Origin of the sequence: Ramlibacter sp. (assembly GCF_036676645.1) — a bacterium.
In the GTDB taxonomy this organism is placed as follows: Bacteria; Pseudomonadota; Gammaproteobacteria; order Burkholderiales; family Burkholderiaceae_C; genus Ramlibacter.
Genome location: NZ_JAKFCM010000104.1, coordinates 55,177 through 77,586 on the forward strand (window position 1 = coordinate 55,177; position 22,410 = coordinate 77,586).

A 22,410-nucleotide genomic window follows, 5' to 3' on the forward strand; every position below is an offset into this window, starting at 1 on the left:
AGGCCTGCCTCGCCGCAGCGTAAAGGAGACAGCATGAGCAAAACCCCGAGCAAGCTCTCCCGCCGGACGCTTTTCGCAGGCGCCGCCACCACCGGCGCGCTTGCAGCCGCAGCCAGCCTGCTGCCCGCGGCCCGCCAGGAGGCCGGCGCGCCGGCCGCGCAGCCGCAGCCACCCGAGCGGGGCGGCGGCTACCGGCTCACCGAGCACGTCAAGCGCTATTACGAGACCACCCGTCTCTAACCCTTCACCCAGGGGACTTCACATGTTGCTGACCAAGAGAACGGGCGCCGGCCATTCGGCTGCGCGCGCCGATGAGCGCTCGCCTTTCGTCCACAGCCTGCAGCGGGGGCTCTCGCATGCATTGCCCACCATGGACCGCCGTGCCTTCCTGCGGCGATCCGGGTTGGGGGTCGGCGTCGGCGTGGCTGCCGGCAGCCTGTCGCTGGTGAAGAAGGCGCGTGCCGCCGAGGGTCGCGAGACCGCCGTCGGCAACGGCCGCATCGAGGTCAAGCGCACCGTGTGCACCCACTGCTCGGTGGGCTGCGCGATCGATGCGGTGGTCGAGAACGGCGTGTGGGTGCGGCAGGAACCGGTGTTCGATTCGCCCCTGAACATGGGCGCGCACTGCGCCAAGGGCGCGGCCATCCGCGAGCACGGCCACGGCGAGTTCCGCCTGCGCTACCCGATGAAGCTGGTGGACGGCAAGTACCAGCGCATCTCCTGGGACCAGGCCTACAACGAGGTCGCGGCGAAGATCGAGGAATTGCGCAAGGCCAGCGGCCCCGACTCGGTGTACTGGATCGGGTCGTCCAAGCACAGCAACGAGCAGTCCTACCTGCTTCGCAAGTTCGTCAGCCTGTTCGGCAGCAACAACTGCGACCACCAGGCGCGCATCTGCCACTCCACCACGGTGTCCGGCGTCGCCAACACCTGGGGCTACGGTGCGATGACGAACTCGTACAACGACATGCAGAACAGCAAGTGCGCGTTCTACATCGGCTCCAACGCCGCCGAAGCGCACCCCGTCTCCATGCTGCACATGCTGCATGCCAAGGAGAACGGCTGCAAGATGATCGTGGCCGACCCGCGCTTCACGCGCACCGCGGCCAAGGCCGACCAGTACATCCGCTTCCGCTCGGGCACCGACATCCCGGTGCTGTTCGGCCTGCTGTACCACATCTTCAAGAACGGCTGGGAAGACAAGAAGTACATCAACGACCGCGTCTACGGCATGGACAAGGTCCGCGAGGACGTGCTGGCCAAGTGGACGCCCGACAAGGTGTTCGAGGCGTCCGGCGTGCCCGAGGCCGACCTGTACAAGGCGGCCGAGATGATGGCCAAGAACCGGCCCTCGACGCTGGTGTGGTGCATGGGCCAGACCCAGCACTCGATCGGCAACGCGATGGTGCGCGCGTCCTGCCTGGTGCAGCTGGCGCTGGGCAACGTGGGCGTCTCCGGCGGCGGTGCCAACATCTTCCGCGGCCACGACAACGTGCAGGGCGCCACCGACATCGGCCCCAACCCCGATTCGCTGCCCGGCTACTACGGCATCGCCGAAGGCTCGTGGAAGCACTTCGCCAACGTCTGGGGCGTGGACTACGAGTGGATCAAGGGCCGCTTCGCCGGACCGGAGCTGATGACCAAGCCCGGCATCACCGTCTCGCGCTGGATCGACGGCGTGCTGGAGAAGAACGAGCTGATCGACCAGGGCCCGAACCTGCGCGGCGTCGTCTACTGGGGCCATGCGCCCAACTCGCAGAGCCGCGGCGCCGAGATGAAGCGCGCCATGGACAAGCTGGACCTGCTGGTGGTGATCGACCCGTACCCGTCGGCCACCGCGGCGATGGCGGCCATGCCGGGTCGCCCGGAGGACCTCAACCCCAATCGCGCGGTCTACCTGCTGCCGGCAGCCACCCAGCTCGAGACCAGCGGCTCGGTGACGGCCTCCAACCGCACGCTGCAGTGGCGCGAGAAGGTGATCGACCCGATCTGGGAGAGCCGCAGCGACCACATGATCATGTACCAGCTGGCCGAAAAGCTCGGCTTCGGCAAGGAGCTGGTCAAGAACTTCAAGATGCAGAAGATCAAGGGCATGGACGAGCCCATGCCCGAGGAGATCCTGCGCGAGATCAACAAGTCGGTCTGGACCATCGGCTACACGGGCCAGAGCCCCGAGCGGCTGAAGGCGCACATGAAGCTGATGGCGCATTTCGACGTCAAGACGCTCAAGGCCAAGGGCAGCGTCAAGGACCCGGAAACCGGCTACGACATCCAGGGCGACTACTACGGCCTGCCCTGGCCGTGCTTCGGCAATCCGGAGCTCAAGCACCCGGGCTCGGCCAACCTGTACGACACCACCCGCCATGTGATGGACGGTGGCGGCTGCTTCCGCGCCAACTTCGGCGTCGAGCGCGACGGCGTCAACCTGCTGGCCGAGGACGGCTCGTTCCCGAAAGGCTGCGAGATCACCACCGGCTACCCCGAGGTCGACCACGTCTTCATCAAGAAGCTGGGCTGGTGGAACGAGCTCACGCCCGCCGAGCAGGCCGCCGCGGAAGGCAAGAACTGGAAGACCGACCCCTCGGGCGGCCTGATCCGGGTGGCGATGAAGAACCACGGCGTGCACCCGTTCGGCAACGCCAAGGCGCGCGCCGTCGTCTGGAACTTCCCGGATCCCATCCCGCAGCACCGCGAGCCGATCTACAGCCCGCGGCCGGACATGGTGGCCAAGTACCCGACGCACGACGACAAGAAGGCGTTCTGGCGCCTGCCCACGCTGTACAAGACCCTGCAGCAGAAGAACCTGGCCGACAAGGTGCACGAGAAGTACCCGCTGATCCTCAGCTCCGGCCGCCTGACCGAGTACGAGGGCGGTGGCGACGAGACGCGCTCCAACCCCTGGCTGGCGGAACTGCAGCAGGAAGCCTTCGTCGAGATCAACCCGCAGGCGGCCGCGGCCCGCAACATCCGCAACGGCGACCGGGTCTGGCTCAAGACGCCGACGGGGGCGCAGCTGAACGTGCAGGCCCTTGTCACCGAGCGGGTCGGCCCCGACACCTGCTGGATGCCGTTCCACTTCGCGGGGCGCTGGATGGGCGCCGACCTGCTGGCCTACTACCCCAAGGGGGCGGCGCCGGTGGTGCGCGGCGAAGCGGTCAATACCGCCACGACCTACGGTTACGACAGCGTGACCATGATGCAGGAAACCAAGACCACGCTGTGCAACGTGGAACGGGCCTAGCGCTGAGGGGAGACAGACATGGCACGAATGAAATTCATCTGTGACTCGGAGCGTTGCATCGAGTGCAACAGCTGCGTGACCGCGTGCAAGAACGAGCACGAGGTGCCGTGGGGCGTCAACCGCCGGCGGGTGGTCACGCTCAACGACGGGGTGCCGGGCGAGCGCTCGATCTCGGTCGCCTGCATGCACTGCTCCGACGCGCCCTGCATGGCGGTGTGTCCGGTCAACTGCTTCTACCGCACCGAGGAAGGCGTGGTGCTGCACAACAAGGACACCTGCATCGGCTGCGGCTACTGCAGCTATGCCTGCCCGTTCGGTGCGCCGCAGTTCCCGGCTTCGGGCAGCTTCGGCGTGCGCGGCAAGATGGACAAGTGCACCTTCTGCGCCGGCGGCCCGGAAGCGCACGGCTCGCAGGCCGAGTTCGAGAAGTACGGGCGCAACCGCCTGGCCGAAGGCAAGCTGCCGGCCTGCGCGGAAATGTGCTCCACCAAGGCCCTGCTGGGCGGCGACGGCGACACGGTGGCCGACATCTTCCGCAACCGCGTGGTCAAGCGCGGCAAGGGCGCCGAGGTATGGGGCTGGGGCACGGCCTACGGGTCGCGCCAGGCCGGCCAGCCGGGAGGGCAGAAATCATGATGCGCACCGCATTCGTCATCGGAGCGGCGGTCGTGCTGGCCGCCTGCGGCGAGGAGCCGCAGAGCGCCAGCGGCAGCGGCAGCGACGCCGCGCTGTTCCAAGGCACCGGCAAGCCCTACGTCGCGTCGGGCTGGAAGCCGGGCGACCGCGCCAGCTGGGAGCAGCACCTGAAGACGCGCACGCAGCGGGGCCAGAATGACTACAACAAGGTCAACTGATCTGTTCGCGGCCGCGGTGCTCGCGCTGGCCGCCTTGCTGGCGGTGCCCGCCGCGGCCCAGGCGCCTGCTGCCCAGAAGGGCCAGAGCGCTGCCGCGCAGCCGGCGCCGGCCGCCCCCATGGACGACGCGGTGCCCGGCACCGGCGGCATCCAGGGCCAGAACATCTTCGAGGTCAAGCCCGAGGTCAAGCGCGACGCCTCCAGCGACGACGGCTACATGGACCAGAACAATGCCCAGCGCAACGCCGTGCAGCCGGGCAACAATTCGCCGATGTGGCGCAGGGTCAAGGACGGGATCGAGGGCTACAGCAGCCTGCCGGAGAGCCAGGCGCCCGAAGCCGGCGTGCTGATCCAGGAGCAGGTGCAATACCCCGGCTCGCGCCCGACCACCGCGGGCGAGGCCTGGCGGCAGGTGCGCAACAACTGGCTGATCCCCTACGGCGGCGCACTGCTGCTGATCGCGCTGGTGGCACTGGCCATCTACTACTTCACCCGCGGCCCCCTGGGGCACCAGCCGGCGGTGGGCGGCGGCGGACGCCGCATCGAGCGCTTTACCCCGTTCGAGCGCGCCGCGCATTGGGCAAACGCCATCGCCTTCGTGCTGCTGGCGGTTTCCGGCATCGTGATGGCGTTCGGCCGCGCCTTCCTGCTGCCGCTGATCGGCCAGACCCTGTTCGGCTGGCTGACCTATGCGCTGAAAAACATCCACAACTTCGCCGGTCCGCTGTTCGCCGTGTCGCTGGTGGTGGTCATCATCACCTTCATCAAGGACGAATTCCCGCAGCGCGGCGACCTGCGCTGGCTGGCCCGGGCCGGCGGCGCCTTCAGCAAGGACCGGCACGAGCCGCCCTCGCACCGGTTCAACGCCGGCGAGAAGGTGCTGTTCTGGATCGCGGTGCTGGTGCTGGGCCTGGTCGCGGTCGGATCCGGCCTGGTGCTGGACCACCTGATCCCGGGCATCGACTACGTGCGCGGCACCATGCAGCAGGCGCACATGATCCACGCCACGGCCACCATCCTGATGATGGCCATGATGGCGCTGCACATCTACCTGGGCACCATCGGCATGCGTGGCGCCTACGACGCCATGCGCCACGGCTGGGTCGACGAAGCCTGGGCGCAGGAACACCACGCGCACTGGCACGAAGCGATCCGGGCCGGCCGGATCCCGGCCGAGCGCAGCGGGAAAGCGGAGCCCGCCGCCCCCGAACAGGTCCGCCCTGCCTGAAGAGGTCCCGCCATGAAGCTGCGTCATCTCACCGCCCTGTTGCTGGCCGCGCTGGGCACCGCCTCCATCGCCAAGCTGCCGCCGCCGACCGAAGCCGAGCAGGCCAAGGCCGAGGAAACCAAGGCACGAGCTGCATGGACCGCCAAGGTGTCCTCGTACCAGCTGTGCAAGGTGCAGGACAAGATCGCGACGAAGTTCGGTGGCAAGTCAACGGTGTCCGCGCCGTCCGGTGCCGTGCAACCGGCGGCGGCCACCAGCGCCGCGCCGGCCACCGCCGTCGCCCAGCCGGCGCTGCCGGCCGCGCAGGCTGCTGCGGCCGCAAGCAATGTCGCCAAGTCCGCGCCGGCCTCTCCCGCATCGGGCACGCCAGTCGCCGCGGCGCCGGCCGCGCCTTGCATGGACCCGGGGCCGTTCGCCTACACGCCGGCGGCACAAAAGCCGCTGGAAGCCTCGGGTGCCCATTCGCCGGCCGGCACGGCTGCCACGCCGCCCAGCGTGCGGCCGGAAGCGGCCGAGATGTCGCCGGGCAAGCCGGCGGCAGCGGCTTCCGCCGGAAAGTCCTGATCCCGCAGATCTCCTCGCGCGTGCTAAAACTGCCGCGATGTTGCCGCGGTTGACCCGGGCGCGCGCGCCCCTGACGCAGGAAGTGGATGTGCTCGACGAGCACGGCCAGCGGCAGCGCGTGGCCATTCCCGCCGAGCGCGACCTCACGATCTATGTCGACAGGCGCGAACTCGTCACCCTGATGACGCTGGGTGCGCATCCCGAGTGGCTGGTGCTGGGCTACCTGCGCAACCAGCGGCTGGTTCGCTCGCTGGACGAGGTGGAGTCCGTCACCGTCGACTGGGAAGTGTCCAGCGCGGCGGTGAAGACCCGCACCGGCATCGCCGGCATCGAGGAGCGGACGTCGCGCCGCATCGTCACCACCGGCTGCGGCCAGGGCAGCGTGTTCGGCGCGCTGATGGACGAGGTGGCGTCGCTTCGCCTGCCGCCCGCCGTGCTGCGCCAGGAAGCCCTGTACGGGATCCTCGAGGCCATCCGCCACCAGGAGAGCACCTACAAGTCGGCCGGCTCGGTGCACGGCTGCGCGCTGTTCAGGGGCAGCGAGATGCTGCTGTTCGTCGAGGACGTGGGCCGCCACAACGCGATCGACACGATCGCCGGCTGGATGTGGATGCAGGGGCTGTCGGCGCACGATGCGCCCGCCGAGCAGCCCTTCGTCTTCTACACGACGGGCCGGCTCACCAGCGAGATGGTGATCAAGTCGGCCCAGATGGGGGTGGCCATCGTGGTGTCGCGCAGCGGCATGACGCAGATGGGCCACCAGGTGGCGCAGCAGCTCGGCCTGTGCACGGTCGGGCGCGCCCTCAATCGCCGCTTCCTCTGCTACACGGGCGCGGGGCGCCTGCTGATGCAGGCGCCCGACCGGGAGGCCGCAGCGCCGCGCTGAATCAGGAGCTGGTCGCGCCGGAGCCGATCGACGGCACGCCGGCTGCCGGCTGGTACCAGCGGGAAGTCGGCTGCGACCGGTTCTTCGGCCGGCCCATGCGCCAGTCCTCGTAGTTGGTGGTCACCTGGGCCAGCAGGCGGGGCAGGCGATCGTGCAGGTGCACCGAGATGCGCGGCAGCAGCGCCAGGTCGTCGTCGGCCCGCGCGCGCGAGCTGACGATGGTGGTGCCCATCGCATAGCCGGCGTCGCGCACCATCTGCGCGTGCTCGGCGCGGTGCTCGCCGTAGGGATAGCAGAAGCTGCGGACCTCGATGCCCAGCGCCTGCTCGAGCTCGCGCTTGCTGCCGGCGATCTCCTCGCGCGCCGTATCCGGGTCGCATTCGCACAGGTTCACGTGGTTGCGGGTGTGCGAGCCGATCTCCATGCCGGCCGCCATCCACGCGCGCATGTGGCCCACGTTCATCAGGGGCACGGGCGGCGCGCCCTTCGCGTGGTCCCATACGTTGGAGCCGCCGATCTGGGCGCTGACGATGAAGGCGGTGGCCGTGAACCCCGCCTCGCGCAGGATCGGCAGCGCTTCCTCGTAGTTGTTCAGGTAGCCGTCGTCCAGCGTGATGCCGAACACCTTGCCCGTCCGATCGCCGCGCAGGTAGGGCTCCAGCTCGCGCAGCGACAGCCCGCGCCAGCCGAGCAGGCGCAGCGACCACAGCTGGCGCGCCAGGCGCCGTGGCGGCAGGACGAGGGACCGGACCGGCGTGCCGCGGCGCGGTGGGCGGGTGGTCTGGTGGTAGGAGAGGATCGCGATGGGCCGCCTGGCCGAGCGCAAGTCCATTCCGGTCTGACGCGTGTCGTGCTGCATGGCGTGCTGGATCAGGTTGCCCTGCAGGAATGATGTGCCAATGCACGAGGTTTCCTGTAGGACGGCTTCCCGGGGGCCTGTAGGGCGCGAGCCGGGTAGTCCGTACGGGCCATCCACGGCCGCACACGGCGCCAGGGGGGCATGCAAACATCCCTGCAACAGGGCGCAACGGCAGTCCGATGGGAACGACGCATGGGTGTAGTGGAAGTTTGGACGGCGAGTCCGGACGCGCTGGGCTGCGGTGCCTGCCAGGCCTTCGCGCGCATGCTGGACCCGCAGGAGCGCGAACGGGCGTCCCGGCTGGTGTTCGCCCCGGACCGGCGCGCCTTCGTCGTCGCGCACGCGATGCGGCGCATGGCACTGGGCCTGGCACTGGCGGTGGATCCGCAGGAACTGCGCTTCGGCAGCGGACCGTACGGCCAGCCCTTGCTGCTGGCGCCCGGGGAGGGCGGCGATGAAATCCATTTCAGCCTCACCCGCAGCCGCGAGCTGGTGGCCTGCGCGCTGGACCGGCGCGGGCCGGTGGGCATCGATGTCGAACCGCTGCTCGGGGGCATGGACGCCGACCTGCTCCAGCCGTACGTGGACACCGGAGCCCGGCCGCCGCCGGACGACGAAGGTTTCCATGAGCACTGGACCGCGCTGGAGGCCTTCTGGAAGGCGCGCGGCCTGGGCCTTGCGGCGGGGCAGCCGCGCATCTCGCTGCAGCCCGCCGGCGACGGCTGCGCGGAGGTGCTGCTCGGCCAGGCGCGCACGGCCACCGGGCTGGTGGTGATGCGCCTGCCCGGTCCGTCCACGCACGTGCTCAGCCTGGCCTGCCGGCCGGCTGCGCAGGTGCGCATGGTGGAACTCGATGCGATCGCGCCGGGGCCGCCGGCCGCTGTACCGCAGGATGGGTCCGGCTGCAGGGGCCGGGACTGCGGGCCCGAGCCGGCACCCGGCATGGCCACGACGTAATCCGTGAAGCAAGGGACAGGCATGAAGAAGATCAAGGCAGTGTTCGTGGGAGACGGCAGCCTGCTGGTGCCATGCGTGCAGGCCTGGCTGGACGCCGGCCACGAGGCGCTGGCCGTGGTGTCCGCCAGTGCGGCCAACCTCGAGTGGGCCGGCGCGCAGGGCCTTGCGGCCATCCGCATGGACACCGGCTGGGAGGCCGCGCTCGAGGGCGCCGGCGGATTCGACTACCTCTTCAGCGTGGCCAACCTGCGCATGCTGCCGCCGGCCGTGCTGGCCCGCGCGCGCAAGCTCGCCGTCAATTTCCACGACGCCCTGCTGCCCCGCTATGCCGGCCTCAACGCCACCTGCTGGGCGCTGATGGCGCGCGAACGAAAGCACGGCGTGAGCTGGCACGAGATGACGGGGCGCGCCGATGCGGGCCGCCTGCTGCGGCAGTCGTCCTTCGAGGTGTCGCCGCAGGAGACGGCGCTGAGCCTGAACGCCAAGTGCTACGAGGCCGGGCTGGCCAGCTTCACGGCGCTCGTGCAGGACATCGGCCGGGGCGAGCTGCCGCTGGCCGAGCAGCAGGGCGAGCGCCGCTACTTCGGCCGGTACCGCCGTCCGCCGGCGCTGGGCACGCTCGACTTCACGCGGCCCGCGGACGAACTCGCCGCGATGGTGCGCGCCCTGGATTTCGGCCAGTACCCCAATCCGCTCGCGCACGCCAAGCTCCTGGTGGACGGCCGATTGCTGCGGGTGCGCGGCGCCGAGCCGACCGGCTCGCGCAGCGGCGCCGCACCCGGCACGGTGTTGTCGGCCGAAGGCGATGCGCTGCGCATCGCTGCCGCCGATGGCGACCTGCTGCTGACCGGCCTGTCCGAGCTGGACGGACGCGCGGCCGGCGGCACCGTGAAGGCCGGCGACGTGCTGGCGCTGCCCGCCGACAGCGCGGCGCAGCTGGCCCGGCGCAGCGAAGGCATCGCCCGCGGCGAGCAGCACTGGACCGAGGTCCTGCGGTCGGCGCAGGCAGTGGAGCTGCCGTACCCGCGCCGCAGCGGCGGCGGCCCAAGCGGTGCGCAGCCCATGCGTTTCGATCTGCACGTGGCGCCGCACGGCGCGACGACGGTGGCCGCCTGCCAGGCCTGGCTGGCCGCACTGACCGGCCGGCCCGGCAGCTGCGTGCTCTACACCGACGGGGTCCTCGCCGAGCAGGCCCGGGACCTGCAACCCTGGCTGGAGACCTGGGTACCCCTGGCCTTGTCGACCGAACCCGGTGCCGGCACGCTGCAGGCGGCCGGCGCCGCCGAGGCAGCGATCGCCGGCGCGCGCGCCGCCGGCCCGATGGCGCGGGACCTGCCGGGCCGCTTGGGCGATCGCCAGGCCGCCATGGCCGCCATCGCCAGGATCGCGGTTTCGCTGCGGCACTGCGAGCCCGCCCCGGGCTGCGAGATGCTCGTGCGCCCCGATGCCGGTGGCCAGTCGCTCGAGCTGGTGCTCGACGCGGCGGTATTCGACCCCGAAGTCGGGCTGGCGATCGCCGGCCAGCTCGGCGCCTGGCTGAAGTCCTTCGCCGCATCGACCGACCCGGTGTCGCAGTTGCCGCTGTTCGGCCTGGACGAGCAGCGCGAACTCGACCAGCTCAACGCCACCCGGGCCGACTTCGACCCGGCCGGCGCGGTGCACCTGGCCATTGCGGCGCAACTGGCGCGCACCCCCGGCCAGGTCGCCGTCGAGACCGGCAGCGAAAGCCTCACCTGTGCCCAGCTGGACGAGCAGTCCAGCTCCCTGGCGCAGCGGCTGCTGGCACGCGGCGTGCAGCCGGGCGACATCGTGGGACTGTGCCTGCCGCGCACGCCGCAACTGCTGGTGGCGGTGCTGGGCGTGCTCAAGGCCGGCGCGGCCTACCTGCCGCTCGATCCGGAGTACCCGCAGGAGCGCCTGCAGTTCATGGTCGACGACTCGCGGGCCCCGCTGGTGCTGGCGAGCGCGGCCACGGTCGGGGCGCTGGCGCTGGACACGCAACGGCTGCTGCGCATCGACGAGGAGGGCCCGGCCACCGGCACGCCACGCGAGTTGCCCGCCGCCGATCCGCGCCGCGCGGCCTACGTGATCTACACCTCCGGCTCCACCGGCCAGCCCAAGGGCGTGGTGGTCACGCACCGCAACGTGATCAACTTCTTCGCCGGCATGGACGAGCGGGTGCCGCGGCGCGAGGGCGCGCGCTGGCTGGCCGTCACCAGCCTGTCGTTCGACATCTCGGTGCTCGAGCTGTGCTGGACCCTCGCGCGCGGCATCACGGTGGTGTTGCACGGTGACGACGGCGCGGCCGCGAAGCCGATCGAGTTCAGCCTGTTCTATTTCGCCAGCGACGAGAACAACGAGCCGAAGGACCGCTACCGGCTGCTGATGGAAGGCGCGCGCTTCGCCGACCGCGAGGGCTTTGCCGCCGTGTGGACGCCGGAGCGCCACTTCCATGCCTTCGGCGGGCTGTTCCCGAACGCCTCGGTCACCAGCGCCGCCCTCGCGGCCATCACCTCGCGGGTGCAGATCCGCGCCGGCAGCTGCGTGGCGCCGCTGCACCACCCGATCCGCATCGCCGAGGACTGGGCCTTCGTCGACAACCTCTCGCAGGGTCGCGTGGGCGTCGCCTTCGCCTCCGGCTGGCAGCCCAACGACTTCGTGCTGATGCCGGAGGCGTTCGCCAGGCGCCAGGACGAAATGGCCTCCCGCATGGACATCGTGCGCCGGCTCTGGCGCGGCGAGGCGGTGTCCTTCCCCGGACCGAAGGGTGAGCCGGTGGCGATCCGCACCCTGCCGCGGCCGATCCAGCCCGAGCTGCCGGTGTGGATCACGGCGGCGGGCAATCCGAAAACCTTCGAGCAGGCCGGCGCGCTGGGCTGCCGGCTGCTGACCCACCTGCTGGGCCAGCGCGTCGAGGACGTCGCCGAGAAGCTCGCCCTGTACCGGGCCGCCTGGCTGCAGGCCGGCCATCCGGGCGAGGGCCAGGTCACGCTGATGCTGCACACCTTCGTCGGCACCGACGAGGAACGCACGCGGGAGACTGCACGCGGGCCGATGAAGCAGTACCTTCGCAGCGCGGTGGACCTGGTCCGGCAGGCGGCCTGGTCGTTCCCGACCTTCGTCGAGCGTGCCGCCGCGAGCGGCAAGAGCCCGCTGGAGATCATGGAGTCGGCGCCGCTGTCGGACGAGGACATGGACGCGCTGCTGGACCATGCCTTCGACCGCTACTACGGCACCAGCGCGCTGATCGGCACGCCGCAGCGCTGCCTGGAGCTGGTCGGCAAGGTGCAGGCCGCCGGCGTCGACGAGATCGCCTGCCTGATCGACTTCGGCATCGCCCCCGACGCAGTGCTGGACAGCCTGCAGCACCTGAAGGCCGTGATGCAGGCCAGTCAGGCCTTGCGTGCCGCGCCGCGCCGCGTGCCGGTGGCGGGCCAGGTCCTGCAGCACGGCGTGACCCACCTGCAGTGCACGCCCTCGATGGCGGCGATGCTGCTGGCCGACTCGACCGGCCGCGCGGCGCTGTCCCGGCTGGAGGTGCTGCTGGTCGGCGGCGAGGCGCTGCCGCTGGAGATGGCGGCGCAACTGCGCGCGCAGGTGCCCGGCGTGCTGGTCAACATGTACGGCCCGACCGAGACCACCGTCTGGTCCACCACGTGCCGGCTGGACCGCGTGGAAGGGCTGGTACCGCTCGGCCGGCCGATCGCCAACACCCGGCTGTCGGTCCGCACGCCCTGGGGCGCCGAATGCCCCGCCTTCGTGCCGGGCGAGCTGTGCATCGGCGGCGACGGCGTGACCGAGGGCTACCTGCACCGGCCGGAACTGACGGCCGAGCGGTTCGTGGCGGACCCGGCGCAGCCCGGCCTTCGCTGGTACCGCACCGGCGACCTCGTGCGCCGACTGCCGGGCGGCACGATCGAGTTCCTCGGCCGCATGGACCACCAGGTCAAGATCCGCGGCCACCGCATCGAACTGGGCGAGATCGAGAGCGTGCTGCTGCGGCAGGACGGCGTGAAGCAGGCCGTGGTGGTGGCGCGCACCGACAGCGCCGGCCAGCACTTCCTGGCCGGCTACGTCGCCGCCCGGCCAGGCGCCGCACTGCAGGCGGGCCGGCTGCGCGAAGCGGTGGCGCGGGCGCTGCCCGAGATCATGGTGCCCCAGGCCGTGCTGGTGCTGCCGTCGCTGCCGATGACGCCCAACGGCAAGATCGACCGCAAGGCGTTGCCCGATCCGCGCGCGGGGACCGGCGCTCGCGGCGCGCCCGCCACGGCCACGCCCGCCCTCGCGCCCGGCAACGCGATGGAGAAGGCGATCGCCGCCATCTGGCAGGACGTGCTCGGGCTGGAGTCGGTGGGCAGCACCGAGAACTTCTTCGACCTGGGCGGCCACTCGCTGCTGGTGGTGCAGGTGCAGCGGCGCCTGCGCGAGGCCACCGGCCACGAGGTGGCGATCACCGACATGTTCCGCCTGCCCACCATCCAGGCGCTGGCCGCGCACCTGGGCGGCGGCGCGGCTTCCACCGCGGTCGCGCAGGGCCAGAGCCGGGCGCAGGCCCGCCGCCTGCTGCGCAACCGCAACCTGCAGACCCAGCCCTGAATGAGCGAACAAGAACTGCCTCCCATCGATCCCGGCTGCATCGCCATCGTCGGCATGGCGGGCCGCTTTCCGTCCGCGCGCACGCCGGCCGAGTTGTGGCAGCTCCTGGCCGCCGGACGCGAGGCCACCCAGTGGCTCACGGACGCGGAACTGCGTGCCGCCGGCGTCTCGGAGGCCGAACTGGCCGACCCGAACTACGTTCGCGCCAGCCTGGTGCTGCCGGACCTGGAGATGTTCGACGCCGAGTTCTTCGGCTTTTCGCGGCGCGATGCGGCCATCCTCGATCCGCAGCACCGCCACTTCACCGAATGCGCGTGGGAGGCGCTGGAGGACGCGGGCCACCCGCCGGAAAAATTCGAGGGCGCGATCGGCGTGTTCGCCGGCTGCGGCATGCAGGCCTACATGGCCTACAACCTCCTGAGCAACGCGAAGCTGAAGCAGTCGGTCGGGCTGTTCCTGCTGCGGCACACCGGCAACGACAAGGATTTCCTCGCCACCCGCGTCTCCTACCTGCTGGACCTCAAGGGACCGAGCATCGGCATCCAGACCGCCTGCTCGACCTCGCTGGTGGCGGTGCACATGGCGGCCCAGAGCCTGCTGGCCGGCGAGTGCGACATGGCGCTGGCCGGCGCGTCCAGCATCGAGCTGCCGCACCGGCAGGGCTACCGGTTTGCGGAGGGCGAGATCCTCTCGCCCGACGGCCACTGCCGGGCCTTCGACGAGGACGCCGGCGGCACCCTGTTCGGCAGCGGCGCCGCGCTGGTGGTGCTGCGCCGGCTGGAAGACGCGATGCGCGACCGCGACAACATCTATGCCGTGATCCGCGGCTCCGCCGTCAACAACGACGGCTCGCAGAAGGCCGGCTACCTGGCACCCAGCGTCGACGGGCAGGCCCGTTGCGCGGTGGAGGCGCTGGCGGTGGCCGACATCGACCCGGGCAGCGTGCAATACATCGAGGCCCACGGCACCGGCACGCCGGTGGGCGACCCGATCGAGGTGGCCGCGCTCACCCAGGCGTACGGTGCGGGCGGTGTGGGCTTCTGCGGGCTGGGCTCGGTCAAGACCAACATCGGCCACCTGGACACCGCCGCCGGCACGGCTTCGCTGATCAAGGTGTCGCTGGCACTGCGGCACGGGCTGATCCCGGCCTCGCTCAACTTCGCGCGGCCCAACAGCCGCTTCGAGATGGAGCGCACGCCGTTCCGGGTGGTCGACCGCGCCAGGCCCTGGCCGCGCGGGGCGCAGCCGCGCCGGGCGGCGGTCAATTCGCTGGGCGTGGGGGGCACCAACGCGCACGTGATCGTGGAGGAGGCGCCGCCGATCGCGTCGCAGGCGCCGGCCGGGCAGCCCTGGCAGGTCATCACGCTGTCGGCGCGCACGCCGTCCTCGCTGGAACGGCTGAAGGCACGCTGGAGCGATTTCCTGGCGCGGCCGCCGGCGGATTTCAGCCTGCACGACGCCGCCTTCACCACGCAGGAAGGCCGGCGCGGCTTCGCGCATCGCTGCGCGCTCGTGGCCCGCGACGTGCAGGGGCTGGCGGCGGCGCTGGACGCGCGCCAGCCCGCGAACGTCGCCACGGGCAAGGCCGGCAGCAGCGCCCCTCCGGTGGTGATGATGTTCCCCGGCGGCGGCGCCAGCTATCCCGGCGCCGGCCGCGAGCTGCTCGCGCAAGCCGCTTTCCGCGCCGCCGTCGACGAGTGCTTCGCGCTCATGCCGGCCGGCGCGCCGGCGAACCTGCGCGACCTGATGTTCGAGCGCGAGCCGGGCGACGCCGAGGCGGCCCGGCAACTGGAACAGCCGCGCTGCAACATCCCCGCGCTGTTCGTGCTGGAGTACGCGCTGGCCCGACTGTGGGAGAGCTGGGGCGTGCGCGCCTCGGCCGTGATCGGCCACAGCGCCGGCGAGTACGCCGCGGCCGTGGTCGCCGGCGTCATGGGGCTGGCCGACGCGCTGTCCGTCGTCGTGCTGCGCGGCCTGCTGTTCGAGCAGGCGCCGGCCGGCGCGATGCTGTCGGTGGACCTGTGCGCGGACGAGCTGAGCGCGGCGATGCAGGGCCTGGAACTGGACATCGCCGTGATCAACGCGCCCGACCTGTGCATCGCCTCCGGTGCGCAGGCCTCCATCGAGGAGCTGGGCCGGCGCCTGGCCGCGCAGGGCCGCGAGGGGCGGCGCCTGCACATCAACGTGGCCGCGCATTCGCGCCTGCTGGACGGCATCCTGGACCGCTTCCGCGAAGGTGTGGCCCGCATCCGGCTGTCCGCGCCGGCCATTCCCTTTGCCTCCAACCTCAGTGGCGGCTGGGCCGATGCCGCGCTGCTGTCCGGTGCCGACTACTGGGTGCGCCACCTGCGCCAGCCGGTGCGCTTTGCCGACGGGCTGGCGGCCGTGCTGGCGATGGATGACGCGGTGCTGCTGGAAGTGGGGCCGGGACAGGGTCTGTGCGCGCTGGCGCGCCAGAACCTGCAGGGCCGGCCCCGCGCGGTGCTGCCGTCCACCGGCAAGGCCCACGAGGCCGGGGACGACCGGCCGCGGATGCTGACCTCGCTGGGCGCGTTGTGGGCGCGCGGGATCGCGCCGGACTGGGCCACGGTGCGGGGCGGCGGCACCCCACGCCGCATCTCGCTGCCCACCTACGCCTTCGACCACCAGCGCCACTGGATCGAACCGGGCGAAGCGCCGGCGGCGCCGTCCTCCATCGCGCGCGAAGCGCCCTCGCAGCGCGTGCGCCGCCTGCCGCAGATGGACGACTGGTTCGGCGTGCCCCAATGGAGTCCGTCGCCGCTGCCGCAGGCGGCCGCTCCGGAACGCGGCCTGCACTGGCTGGTGCTGGGCGGCGACGATGCGGCCACGCAGGGCGTGCTGCGCCGCATTGCCGAGGAGGGCGGACATGGCGTGCTCGTGCGGCCCGGCGCCGGCCTGGCCGAAGCGCCCGACGGCAGCTACCTGCTGGCGCCCGCCGACCCCGCGCAGTGCGAGCGCCTGTTCGGCTCGCTGGAGGGCAGCGGCCGCCTGCCGGACCACATCGTGCACCTGTGGGGCCTGCAGGCCGGCCGCGGTGACGCGGCGAACGACCAGGCGCTCGTCTTCGACAGCCTGGTGAACATCGCCAAGGCGCTGCAGTCGCTGGACCTGCGGCAGCCGGTGCGGCTCGCGGTGGCGAGTTCCGGCAGCCAGTGCGTCAACGGCAGCCCGGTCACCGATCCGGTGCGCAGCCTGGCGCTGGGGCCGGTGCGCGTGATGCCGCGAGAGGTGCCCAATGTCAGCGCGGTGCTCATCGACCTGGACCCGCAGGACCTCTCGTCGGCGGCCGTCGGCCGCACCGTGGTGGGCGAGAGCCGGGCGGCCAGTGGCGCCGACCTGGTCGCCTGGCGCGGCGGCACGCGCTGGGTGGCGCAACTGGTCAAGCTGCCGGCCGGTGCCGACCGCGGCGATGCCCGCCCCGGCCGCCTGCGCGAGCGCGGCACCTACCTCATCACCGGCGGCCTGGGCGACATCGCCCTGGAGCTCGCCGCTTTCCTGGCCCACCGCTGCAAGGCCCGCCTGGCGCTGGTGAGCCGGCGCAAGCTGCCGGCGCGCAGCACCTGGGCCGCGGTTGCGGCCGGCCAGGGTGAACCGGCGCGCCTGCTGCGCGAGCTGCTGGCCCTGGAAGCGGCCGGCGCCGAGGTGGCTGCCTACAGCGCCGACGTGGCCGACCGGGCCGCCATGGCCGGGGTGGTCGCCGACGTGCGGCGGCGCTGGGGGGCCGTGCACGGCGTCTTCCATGCGGCCGGCCTGCTGCAGGATGCACCCATCGCCGCCAAGACGCCGCAGGCGCTGCGCCAGGTGCTGTCGCCCAAGGCGGGCGGCGCGGCGGTGCTGCACGAGCTGCTGCCGCCGGGCGAGCTGGACCTGTTCGCGGTGTTCTCCTCCACCAGCGTGTGGCTGGGGCCGCCCGGCCAGGTCGACTACGTTGCCGCCAACGCCTTCCTCGATGCGGTGGCTGCGTCACGGCCGGACGGGCTGTCCATCCACTGGGGCATCTGGGCCGACAAGGGCATGGCGGCCCGGGCCTATGGCCGCACGGCCCCCCCGGCGGTGCCGGCCACCGGACACCCCCTGCTCGGCGCCCGCGTGGAGGGCGAGGGCGGGCCGGCCTTCGAGGCGACCTACAGCGCGCAGGACCTGTGGGTGCTGCGCGAGCACGCGGTGGCCGGGCGGCCGGTGCTGCCCGGCACGGCCTACATCGAGATCGCGCGGGCCGCCATGGCGCAGCTGCACCCGGGCAGCGGCGTCGAGATCCGCTCGCTGTCGTTCGAGGAGGCGATGGTGTTCGACGGTGCCGGGCGACGCGACGTGCGCATCGAGTTGCACCGCAATGCCGAAGGCTACGAATTCCTGGTGCGCAGCCGGGCGGATGCGCGTGACGGCTGGCAGGAGCACGCGCGGGCCCGGCTGGCGCGCTTCCAGGGAGCGCTGCCCGTGGCGCAACCCGCGTCCGGCGGGGAGTGGCGCAAGGGCGAGCTGCCGCAGCAAGGCGTGGCCTTCGGGCCGCGCTGGCACAGCATCGTGCGCATGCAGCTGGGCGGCAGCGAGGGCAGCGCCGAGCTGGCGCTGCCCGAGCGCTTCGCCGCGGACCTGAAGACCTTTGCCCTGCACCCCGCCCTGACCGACGTCGCGGCCACCGTCGGCCTGCACCTGCCCGATGCCGGCCTGCGCAGGGACAGCCTGTACGTGCCGCTGTCGGTGGATCGCATCCGCATCACGGCCCCGATGCCCGCACGCAGCCTCAGCCGGGTGCGGCTCAAGGGCGGCAAGGACGGCTTCGTCGCCTTCGACGTCAGCCTGCACACGCCTGAGGGCGCACCGGTCGCCACGTTCGAGGGCTTCAGCCTGCGCGGAGTGGACCCGCAGGCCCTGTCGCGGCAGGCCGGCGGCCGCGCACGCCGCGAACCCGCGCTGGCCGAGGCCATGCTGGCCTGCGGCCTGCGCGCCGACGAGGCGCCGCAGCTGTTCGAGCGCGTGCTGGCCGCCGGCGCGCGGGACCTGGTGGTCTCGTCGATTCCGCTGTCGGCCATCCGCAGTGCGATGAGCGATGCCGCGCCCAGGCCGCTGCCGCCGGTCGCAGCCTCGCGCCCGCCGGCGGCATCGGCGGCGCAGCTCAACCCGGTCGAGGCGGTGATCGCCGACGCCTGGCGCGAGCTGCTGGGCGTGGAGGAGGTCGGGCGCGACGACGACTTCTTCGCGCTGGGCGGCCACTCGCTGGCGGCGGTGCGGCTGTTCGCGCGCATCCGCAAGCAGTGGGACGTGGACCTGCCGCTGGCCACGCTGTTCCAGGGCTCCACCCTGGCGGGCCTGGCAGCGCTGGTGGCGCAGGCCGGCCACCTGGACACCCGCATGCCCAGCGCGCAGGCGCCCGCTGCGGCGCCCGCGTCCAACGTGATCCAGCTGCCGCGGGCCTGGTCACCGCTGGTGGCGATCTGCCGTGGCGCGGCCGGGCGGCGCCCGCTGTTCTGCGTGCACGGCGCCGGCGGCAACGTGCTGAACTTCAAGGTCATCTCCGACCGGCTGGGCCCGCAGCAGCCTTTCTACGGCCTGCAGGCACAGGGGGTGGACGGGCGCTTGCCGCCGCTGGGCAGCGTGGAAGCGATGGCGGCCCAGTACGTGGAGGCGATCCGCACCGTCGACCCCGCCGGCCCCTACCGGCTGGCCGGCTATTCGGGCGGCGGCGTGATCGCCTACGAGATGGCGCAGCAGCTGATGCAGGGCGGCGCCGAGGTCGAATCGATCCTGATGATCGATACGCTGGCGCCGGCGGCGGCCACGCGCAGGGTGCCGGTGCTGCAGAAGATCTGGCTCAAGCGGCACTGGACGCTGGGGTTCGCGCTCGGCTGGCCCGGCCGTCGCCGCCGCGCGCGGGTGATGCAGCGCTCCTATCAGCTGGCGCTGGAGAAGCTGGCGCGCGGCGAGCCGCTGCCGCCGGAGCTGGTGGACTTCCACCTGTTCCGCAACTTCACCGACGCCCAGGCGCGCTACCAGCCGCAACCCTACGACGGCGAGGTGGTGCTGTTCAGGGCCACGCAGGCCGAGACGCTGTACCTGTACGCCGGCCCCTGGCTGGGCTGGGACGAGCATGTGACGGGCGAGATCCGCGTCAACGAGATCGCCGGCTCGCACTTCAGCATGATGTCCGAGCCGGGCGTCTCGGAAGTGATCGAGGCGTTCCAGCGCGAGCTGGCACGGCTGGACGGCGAGGAGCCGGCGGAGCACACGAGCGGCTCCAAGCGGCGCAAGACGCGCATCTTCTCGCGGCGCGGCCTGACGCCGGCTGCCTGAGGCACGGTCCGTCCACGGCGCGCGCGGGCGGCGGCGTGCGGCCTTCTTTGTTAAGGTGCGCGCCATGCGGACCTCCTCCTGGCGCCTGGGCTGGCGCACCTTGTGGCGCGACCTGCGCGCCGGCGAGCTGCGCCTGCTGATCGTGGCCGTCGTCCTGGCCGTGGCCGCCCTCACCGCGGTGGGCTTTTTCGCCGACCGGCTCAAGGGCGGCCTGGCGCGCGATGCGCGGCAACTGCTGGGCGGCGACGCGGTCGTCGCCAGCGACAACCCGACGCCGCAAGCCTTCGTCGACAGGGCCCGCTCACTGGGCCTGCAGGCCGCCACCAGTGTCGTGTTCCCGACCATGGCCCGCGCGCCGGACGAGCGTGGCGGGGGCGCCCGGCTGGTGGCACTGAAGGCCGTCGAGCCGGGATATCCCTTGCGCGGCCAGCTCACGGTGAGCGACAGCGCAGAGGGAACGGGGACCACCACGCGGGACATCCCGCGGCCGGGCGAAGCCTGGGTCGACCGCTCCCTGCTGGAAGCCCTGGCGCTGGCGCCGGGCGACCGGCTGCTGCTGGGCGATGCCAGCCTGCGCATCGCGCGCGTGCTGCTGCTGGAGCCGGACCGCGGCACCGGCTTCTCGACCTTCTCGCCGCGCGTGATGATCAACGAGGCCGACCTGGCGGCCACCCGGCTGGTGCAGCCGGCCAGCCGCGTACGCTGGCGGTTCGCGGTGGCCGGGCCGGACCGCGCGGTCAAGGCGTTCACCGGCTTCGCCACCGCGCACGCCGAGCAGCCCGAGGTGCGCGGCGTGCGCGTCGAGTCGCTGGACAGCGGACGCCCCGAGATGCGCCAGACGCTGGACCGGGCGGAGAAGTTCCTCAACCTGGTCGCGCTGCTGTCGGCGCTGCTCAGCGCCGTGGCGGTGGCGCTGGCGGCGCGCGGCTTCGCTTCGCGACACCTCGACGATTGCGCGATGTTGCGCGTGCTGGGCCAGCCGCAGCGCGCCATCGCCGGCGGCTACGCGGTGGAGTTCGGGCTGGCCGGGCTGGCCGCCAGCGCGCTGGGCGTGGCGCTGGGCTACGCGTTGCACTTCGTCTTCGTGCTGCTGCTGTCCGGCCTGGTCGAGACTGCGCTGCCGGCGGCCGGCCCGTGGCCGGTCGCGTTCGGCCTGGGCATGGGACTGACGCTGCTGTTCGCGTTCGGGCTGCCGCCCGTGCTGCAGCTGGCGCAGGTGCCGCCGCTGCGCGTGATCCGGCGCGACGTCGGCAACCTGAAGCCGGCCTCGATGGCCGTGCTGGGCGTCGGTGTCCTGGGCTTCGCCACCTTGCTGCTGGCCGCCAGCAGCGACCTGCGGCTGGGTGGCATCGCGGTGGGCGGCTTCGCCGGCGCCGTGCTGCTGTTCGCGGTGCTGAGCTGGGCGGCGGTGAAGCTGCTGCGCCTGGCGGTGAACGAAGCCACCGCCCCGCGCTGGCTGGTGCTGGCGACGCGCCAGCTGTCGGCGCGGCCGGCGTACGCGGTGGTGCAGGTGAGTTCGCTGGCCGTGGGCCTGCTGGCCCTGGTGCTGCTGGTGCTGCTGCGCACCGACCTGGTGTCGAGCTGGCGCCAGGCCACGCCGCCGGACGCGCCCAACCGCTTCGTCATCAACGTCATGCCCGAGCAGGGCGACGACTTCCTGCAGGCGCTGCAGCAGGCCGGCGTGGAACGCTTCGACTGGTACCCGATGATCCGCGGCCGCCTGGTGGCGGTGAACGGGCGCGCGGTCGGCCCCGACGACTACACGGAGGACCGCGCCCGGCGGCTGGTCGACCGCGAGTTCAACCTCTCGCATGCGGCGGCCGCGCCGCCGCACAACCAGATCGTCGCCGGGAACTGGCAGCCCGAGGAGGCCGGCGCCGTGAGCGTGGAGCAGGGCATCGCCGAGACCCTGGGGCTGAAGCTGGGCGACCGGCTCCGCTTCGACATCGGCGGGATGCCGGTGGAGGCGGGCATCACCTCGCTGCGCAAGGTGGACTGGGGCTCGATGCGGGCCAACTTCTTCGTCATGTTCCCGGTCAGCCGCATGCCCGACGTGCCGGCCACCTTCATGGCCGCTTTCCGGGCGCCCGAGCGCAAGGGCTTCGACAGTGCGCTGGTGCGGCGCTTTCCCAACATCACCAACGTGGACATGACCAGCACCATCGACCAGGTGCAGGCCGTGCTGGACAAGGTGGTGCGCGCCGTGGAGTTCCTGTTCGGATTCACGCTGGCGGCCGGCCTGGTGGTGCTGTTCGCCGCCGTCACCGCCACCCGCGAGGAGCGCGCGCGGGAGTTCGCGATCATGCGGGCGGTGGGGGCCAGCGGCTCGCTGCTGCGGCAGGTGCAGCGGGCCGAGCTGGCCGGCGTGGGCCTGCTGGCGGGCCTGCTGGCCAGCGCCGTGGCCGCGGTGGTGGGCTGGGGACTGGCGCGCTACGTCTTCGAGTTCCAGTGGACCGCATCGCCGCTGGTGCTGGCCGGCGGCGCGGCCGCCGGCGCCTTGCTGGCGCTGGGGGCCGGCTGGTGGGGCCTGCGCGAGGTGCTGCGCAGGCCGGTGGTGGAGACGCTGCGCAGCGCGGCCGAATAGCTGCGCGCGGCCGGGCGCCTGGCCCGGGCCGATGGCCGCCCAGCGCATCCATCGCTGGCTCGGCGTTTGCGCCTACACGCCCGTCGGAAACGGCCGAGCCACGATTCGAGGCCCAGCCTGACGGCGCTGGCTCGGCGGTTAGACCATGCTGCAGTCGGGATCGGTCCTTGGTTACGGTCCCAGCCATGGAGGTTCTTCGCCCGGCCGCGCGCCGGGCGTTTTTTCTTGGCGGGGGAAGCTGGTGCCGGAGCCCGGAATCGAACCGGGACGGTGTTGCCACCGGCAGATTTTGAGTCTGCTGCGTCTACCGATTTCGCCACTCCGGCAGC

At 72.1% G+C, this 22,410-nt stretch carries 12 protein-coding genes and 1 tRNA gene; 11 read left to right on the forward strand and 2 right to left on the reverse strand.

The features are described from left to right. Nucleotides 1-33: 33 nt before the first annotated feature. From V6M57_RS15515 to V6M57_RS15545, 7 genes are read left to right on the forward strand one after another with little or no spacing between them, the layout of a single operon-like run. A complete protein-coding gene (locus V6M57_RS15515) occupies nt 34-240 on the forward strand; it encodes a formate dehydrogenase (RefSeq protein WP_332815902.1) in 207 nt (68 codons plus the stop codon). A 22-nt stretch (nt 241-262) separates the two neighbouring features. Continuing rightward, the gene (locus V6M57_RS15520) at nt 263-3,241 is read left to right on the forward strand and encodes a formate dehydrogenase subunit alpha (RefSeq protein ID WP_332815903.1); all 2,979 of its coding nucleotides are present in this window, start codon (nt 263-265) and stop codon (nt 3,239-3,241) included. Between the two features lie 18 nt (nt 3,242-3,259). Beyond that, nucleotides 3,260-3,877, forward strand: coding sequence for a formate dehydrogenase FDH3 subunit beta (gene fdh3B, locus V6M57_RS15525; protein ID WP_332815904.1), 618 nt, complete (start codon nt 3,260-3,262; stop codon nt 3,875-3,877). Next, a complete protein-coding gene (locus V6M57_RS15530; RefSeq protein WP_332815905.1) occupies nt 3,874-4,095 on the forward strand; it encodes a hypothetical protein in 222 nt (73 codons plus the stop codon). Before fdh3B ends, V6M57_RS15530 begins: the two co-directional genes overlap by 4 nt. Beyond that, nucleotides 4,073-5,323, forward strand: coding sequence for a formate dehydrogenase subunit gamma (locus V6M57_RS15535; protein WP_332815906.1), 1,251 nt, complete (start codon nt 4,073-4,075; stop codon nt 5,321-5,323). Before V6M57_RS15530 ends, V6M57_RS15535 begins: the two co-directional genes overlap by 23 nt. A 12-nt stretch (nt 5,324-5,335) precedes the next feature. Beyond that, complete coding sequence (locus V6M57_RS15540; protein ID WP_332815907.1) at nt 5,336-5,887, forward strand: hypothetical protein; 552 nt, start codon at nt 5,336-5,338, stop codon at nt 5,885-5,887. Nucleotides 5,888-5,924: 37 nt separating this feature from the next. Continuing rightward, nucleotides 5,925-6,773, forward strand: a complete 849-nt coding sequence (locus V6M57_RS15545) for a formate dehydrogenase accessory sulfurtransferase FdhD (protein ID WP_332815908.1) — start codon at nt 5,925-5,927, stop codon at nt 6,771-6,773. A 1-nt stretch (nt 6,774) separates the two neighbouring features. Here V6M57_RS15545 and V6M57_RS15550 read toward each other — a convergent pair whose 3' ends face one another. Beyond that, nucleotides 6,775-7,632, reverse strand: coding sequence for a polysaccharide deacetylase family protein (locus V6M57_RS15550; protein WP_332815909.1), 858 nt, complete (start codon nt 7,630-7,632; stop codon nt 6,775-6,777). A gap of 201 nt (nt 7,633-7,833) precedes the next feature. Here V6M57_RS15550 and V6M57_RS15555 point away from each other — a divergent pair, with 201 nt between their 5' ends. From V6M57_RS15555 to V6M57_RS15570, 4 genes are all read left to right on the forward strand, one after another. Further along, on the forward strand, nt 7,834-8,589 hold the full coding sequence (locus V6M57_RS15555) for a 4'-phosphopantetheinyl transferase family protein (RefSeq protein ID WP_332815910.1): 756 nt from the start codon (nt 7,834-7,836) through the stop codon (nt 8,587-8,589). 21 nt (nt 8,590-8,610) lie between these two features. After that, nucleotides 8,611-13,185, forward strand: a complete 4,575-nt coding sequence (locus V6M57_RS15560) for a MupA/Atu3671 family FMN-dependent luciferase-like monooxygenase (RefSeq protein ID WP_332815911.1) — start codon at nt 8,611-8,613, stop codon at nt 13,183-13,185. Further along, complete coding sequence (locus V6M57_RS15565) at nt 13,186-19,497, forward strand: type I polyketide synthase (protein ID WP_332815912.1); 6,312 nt, start codon at nt 13,186-13,188, stop codon at nt 19,495-19,497. It begins immediately after the preceding gene. A 64-nt stretch (nt 19,498-19,561) separates the two neighbouring features. Then, nucleotides 19,562-22,081, forward strand: coding sequence for an ABC transporter permease (locus V6M57_RS15570; RefSeq protein ID WP_332815913.1), 2,520 nt, complete (start codon nt 19,562-19,564; stop codon nt 22,079-22,081). A gap of 239 nt (nt 22,082-22,320) precedes the next feature. Here V6M57_RS15570 and V6M57_RS15575 read toward each other — a convergent pair. Then, nucleotides 22,321-22,407 (reverse strand) — tRNA-Leu (locus tag V6M57_RS15575). Between the last annotated feature and the right edge of the window lie 3 nt (nt 22,408-22,410).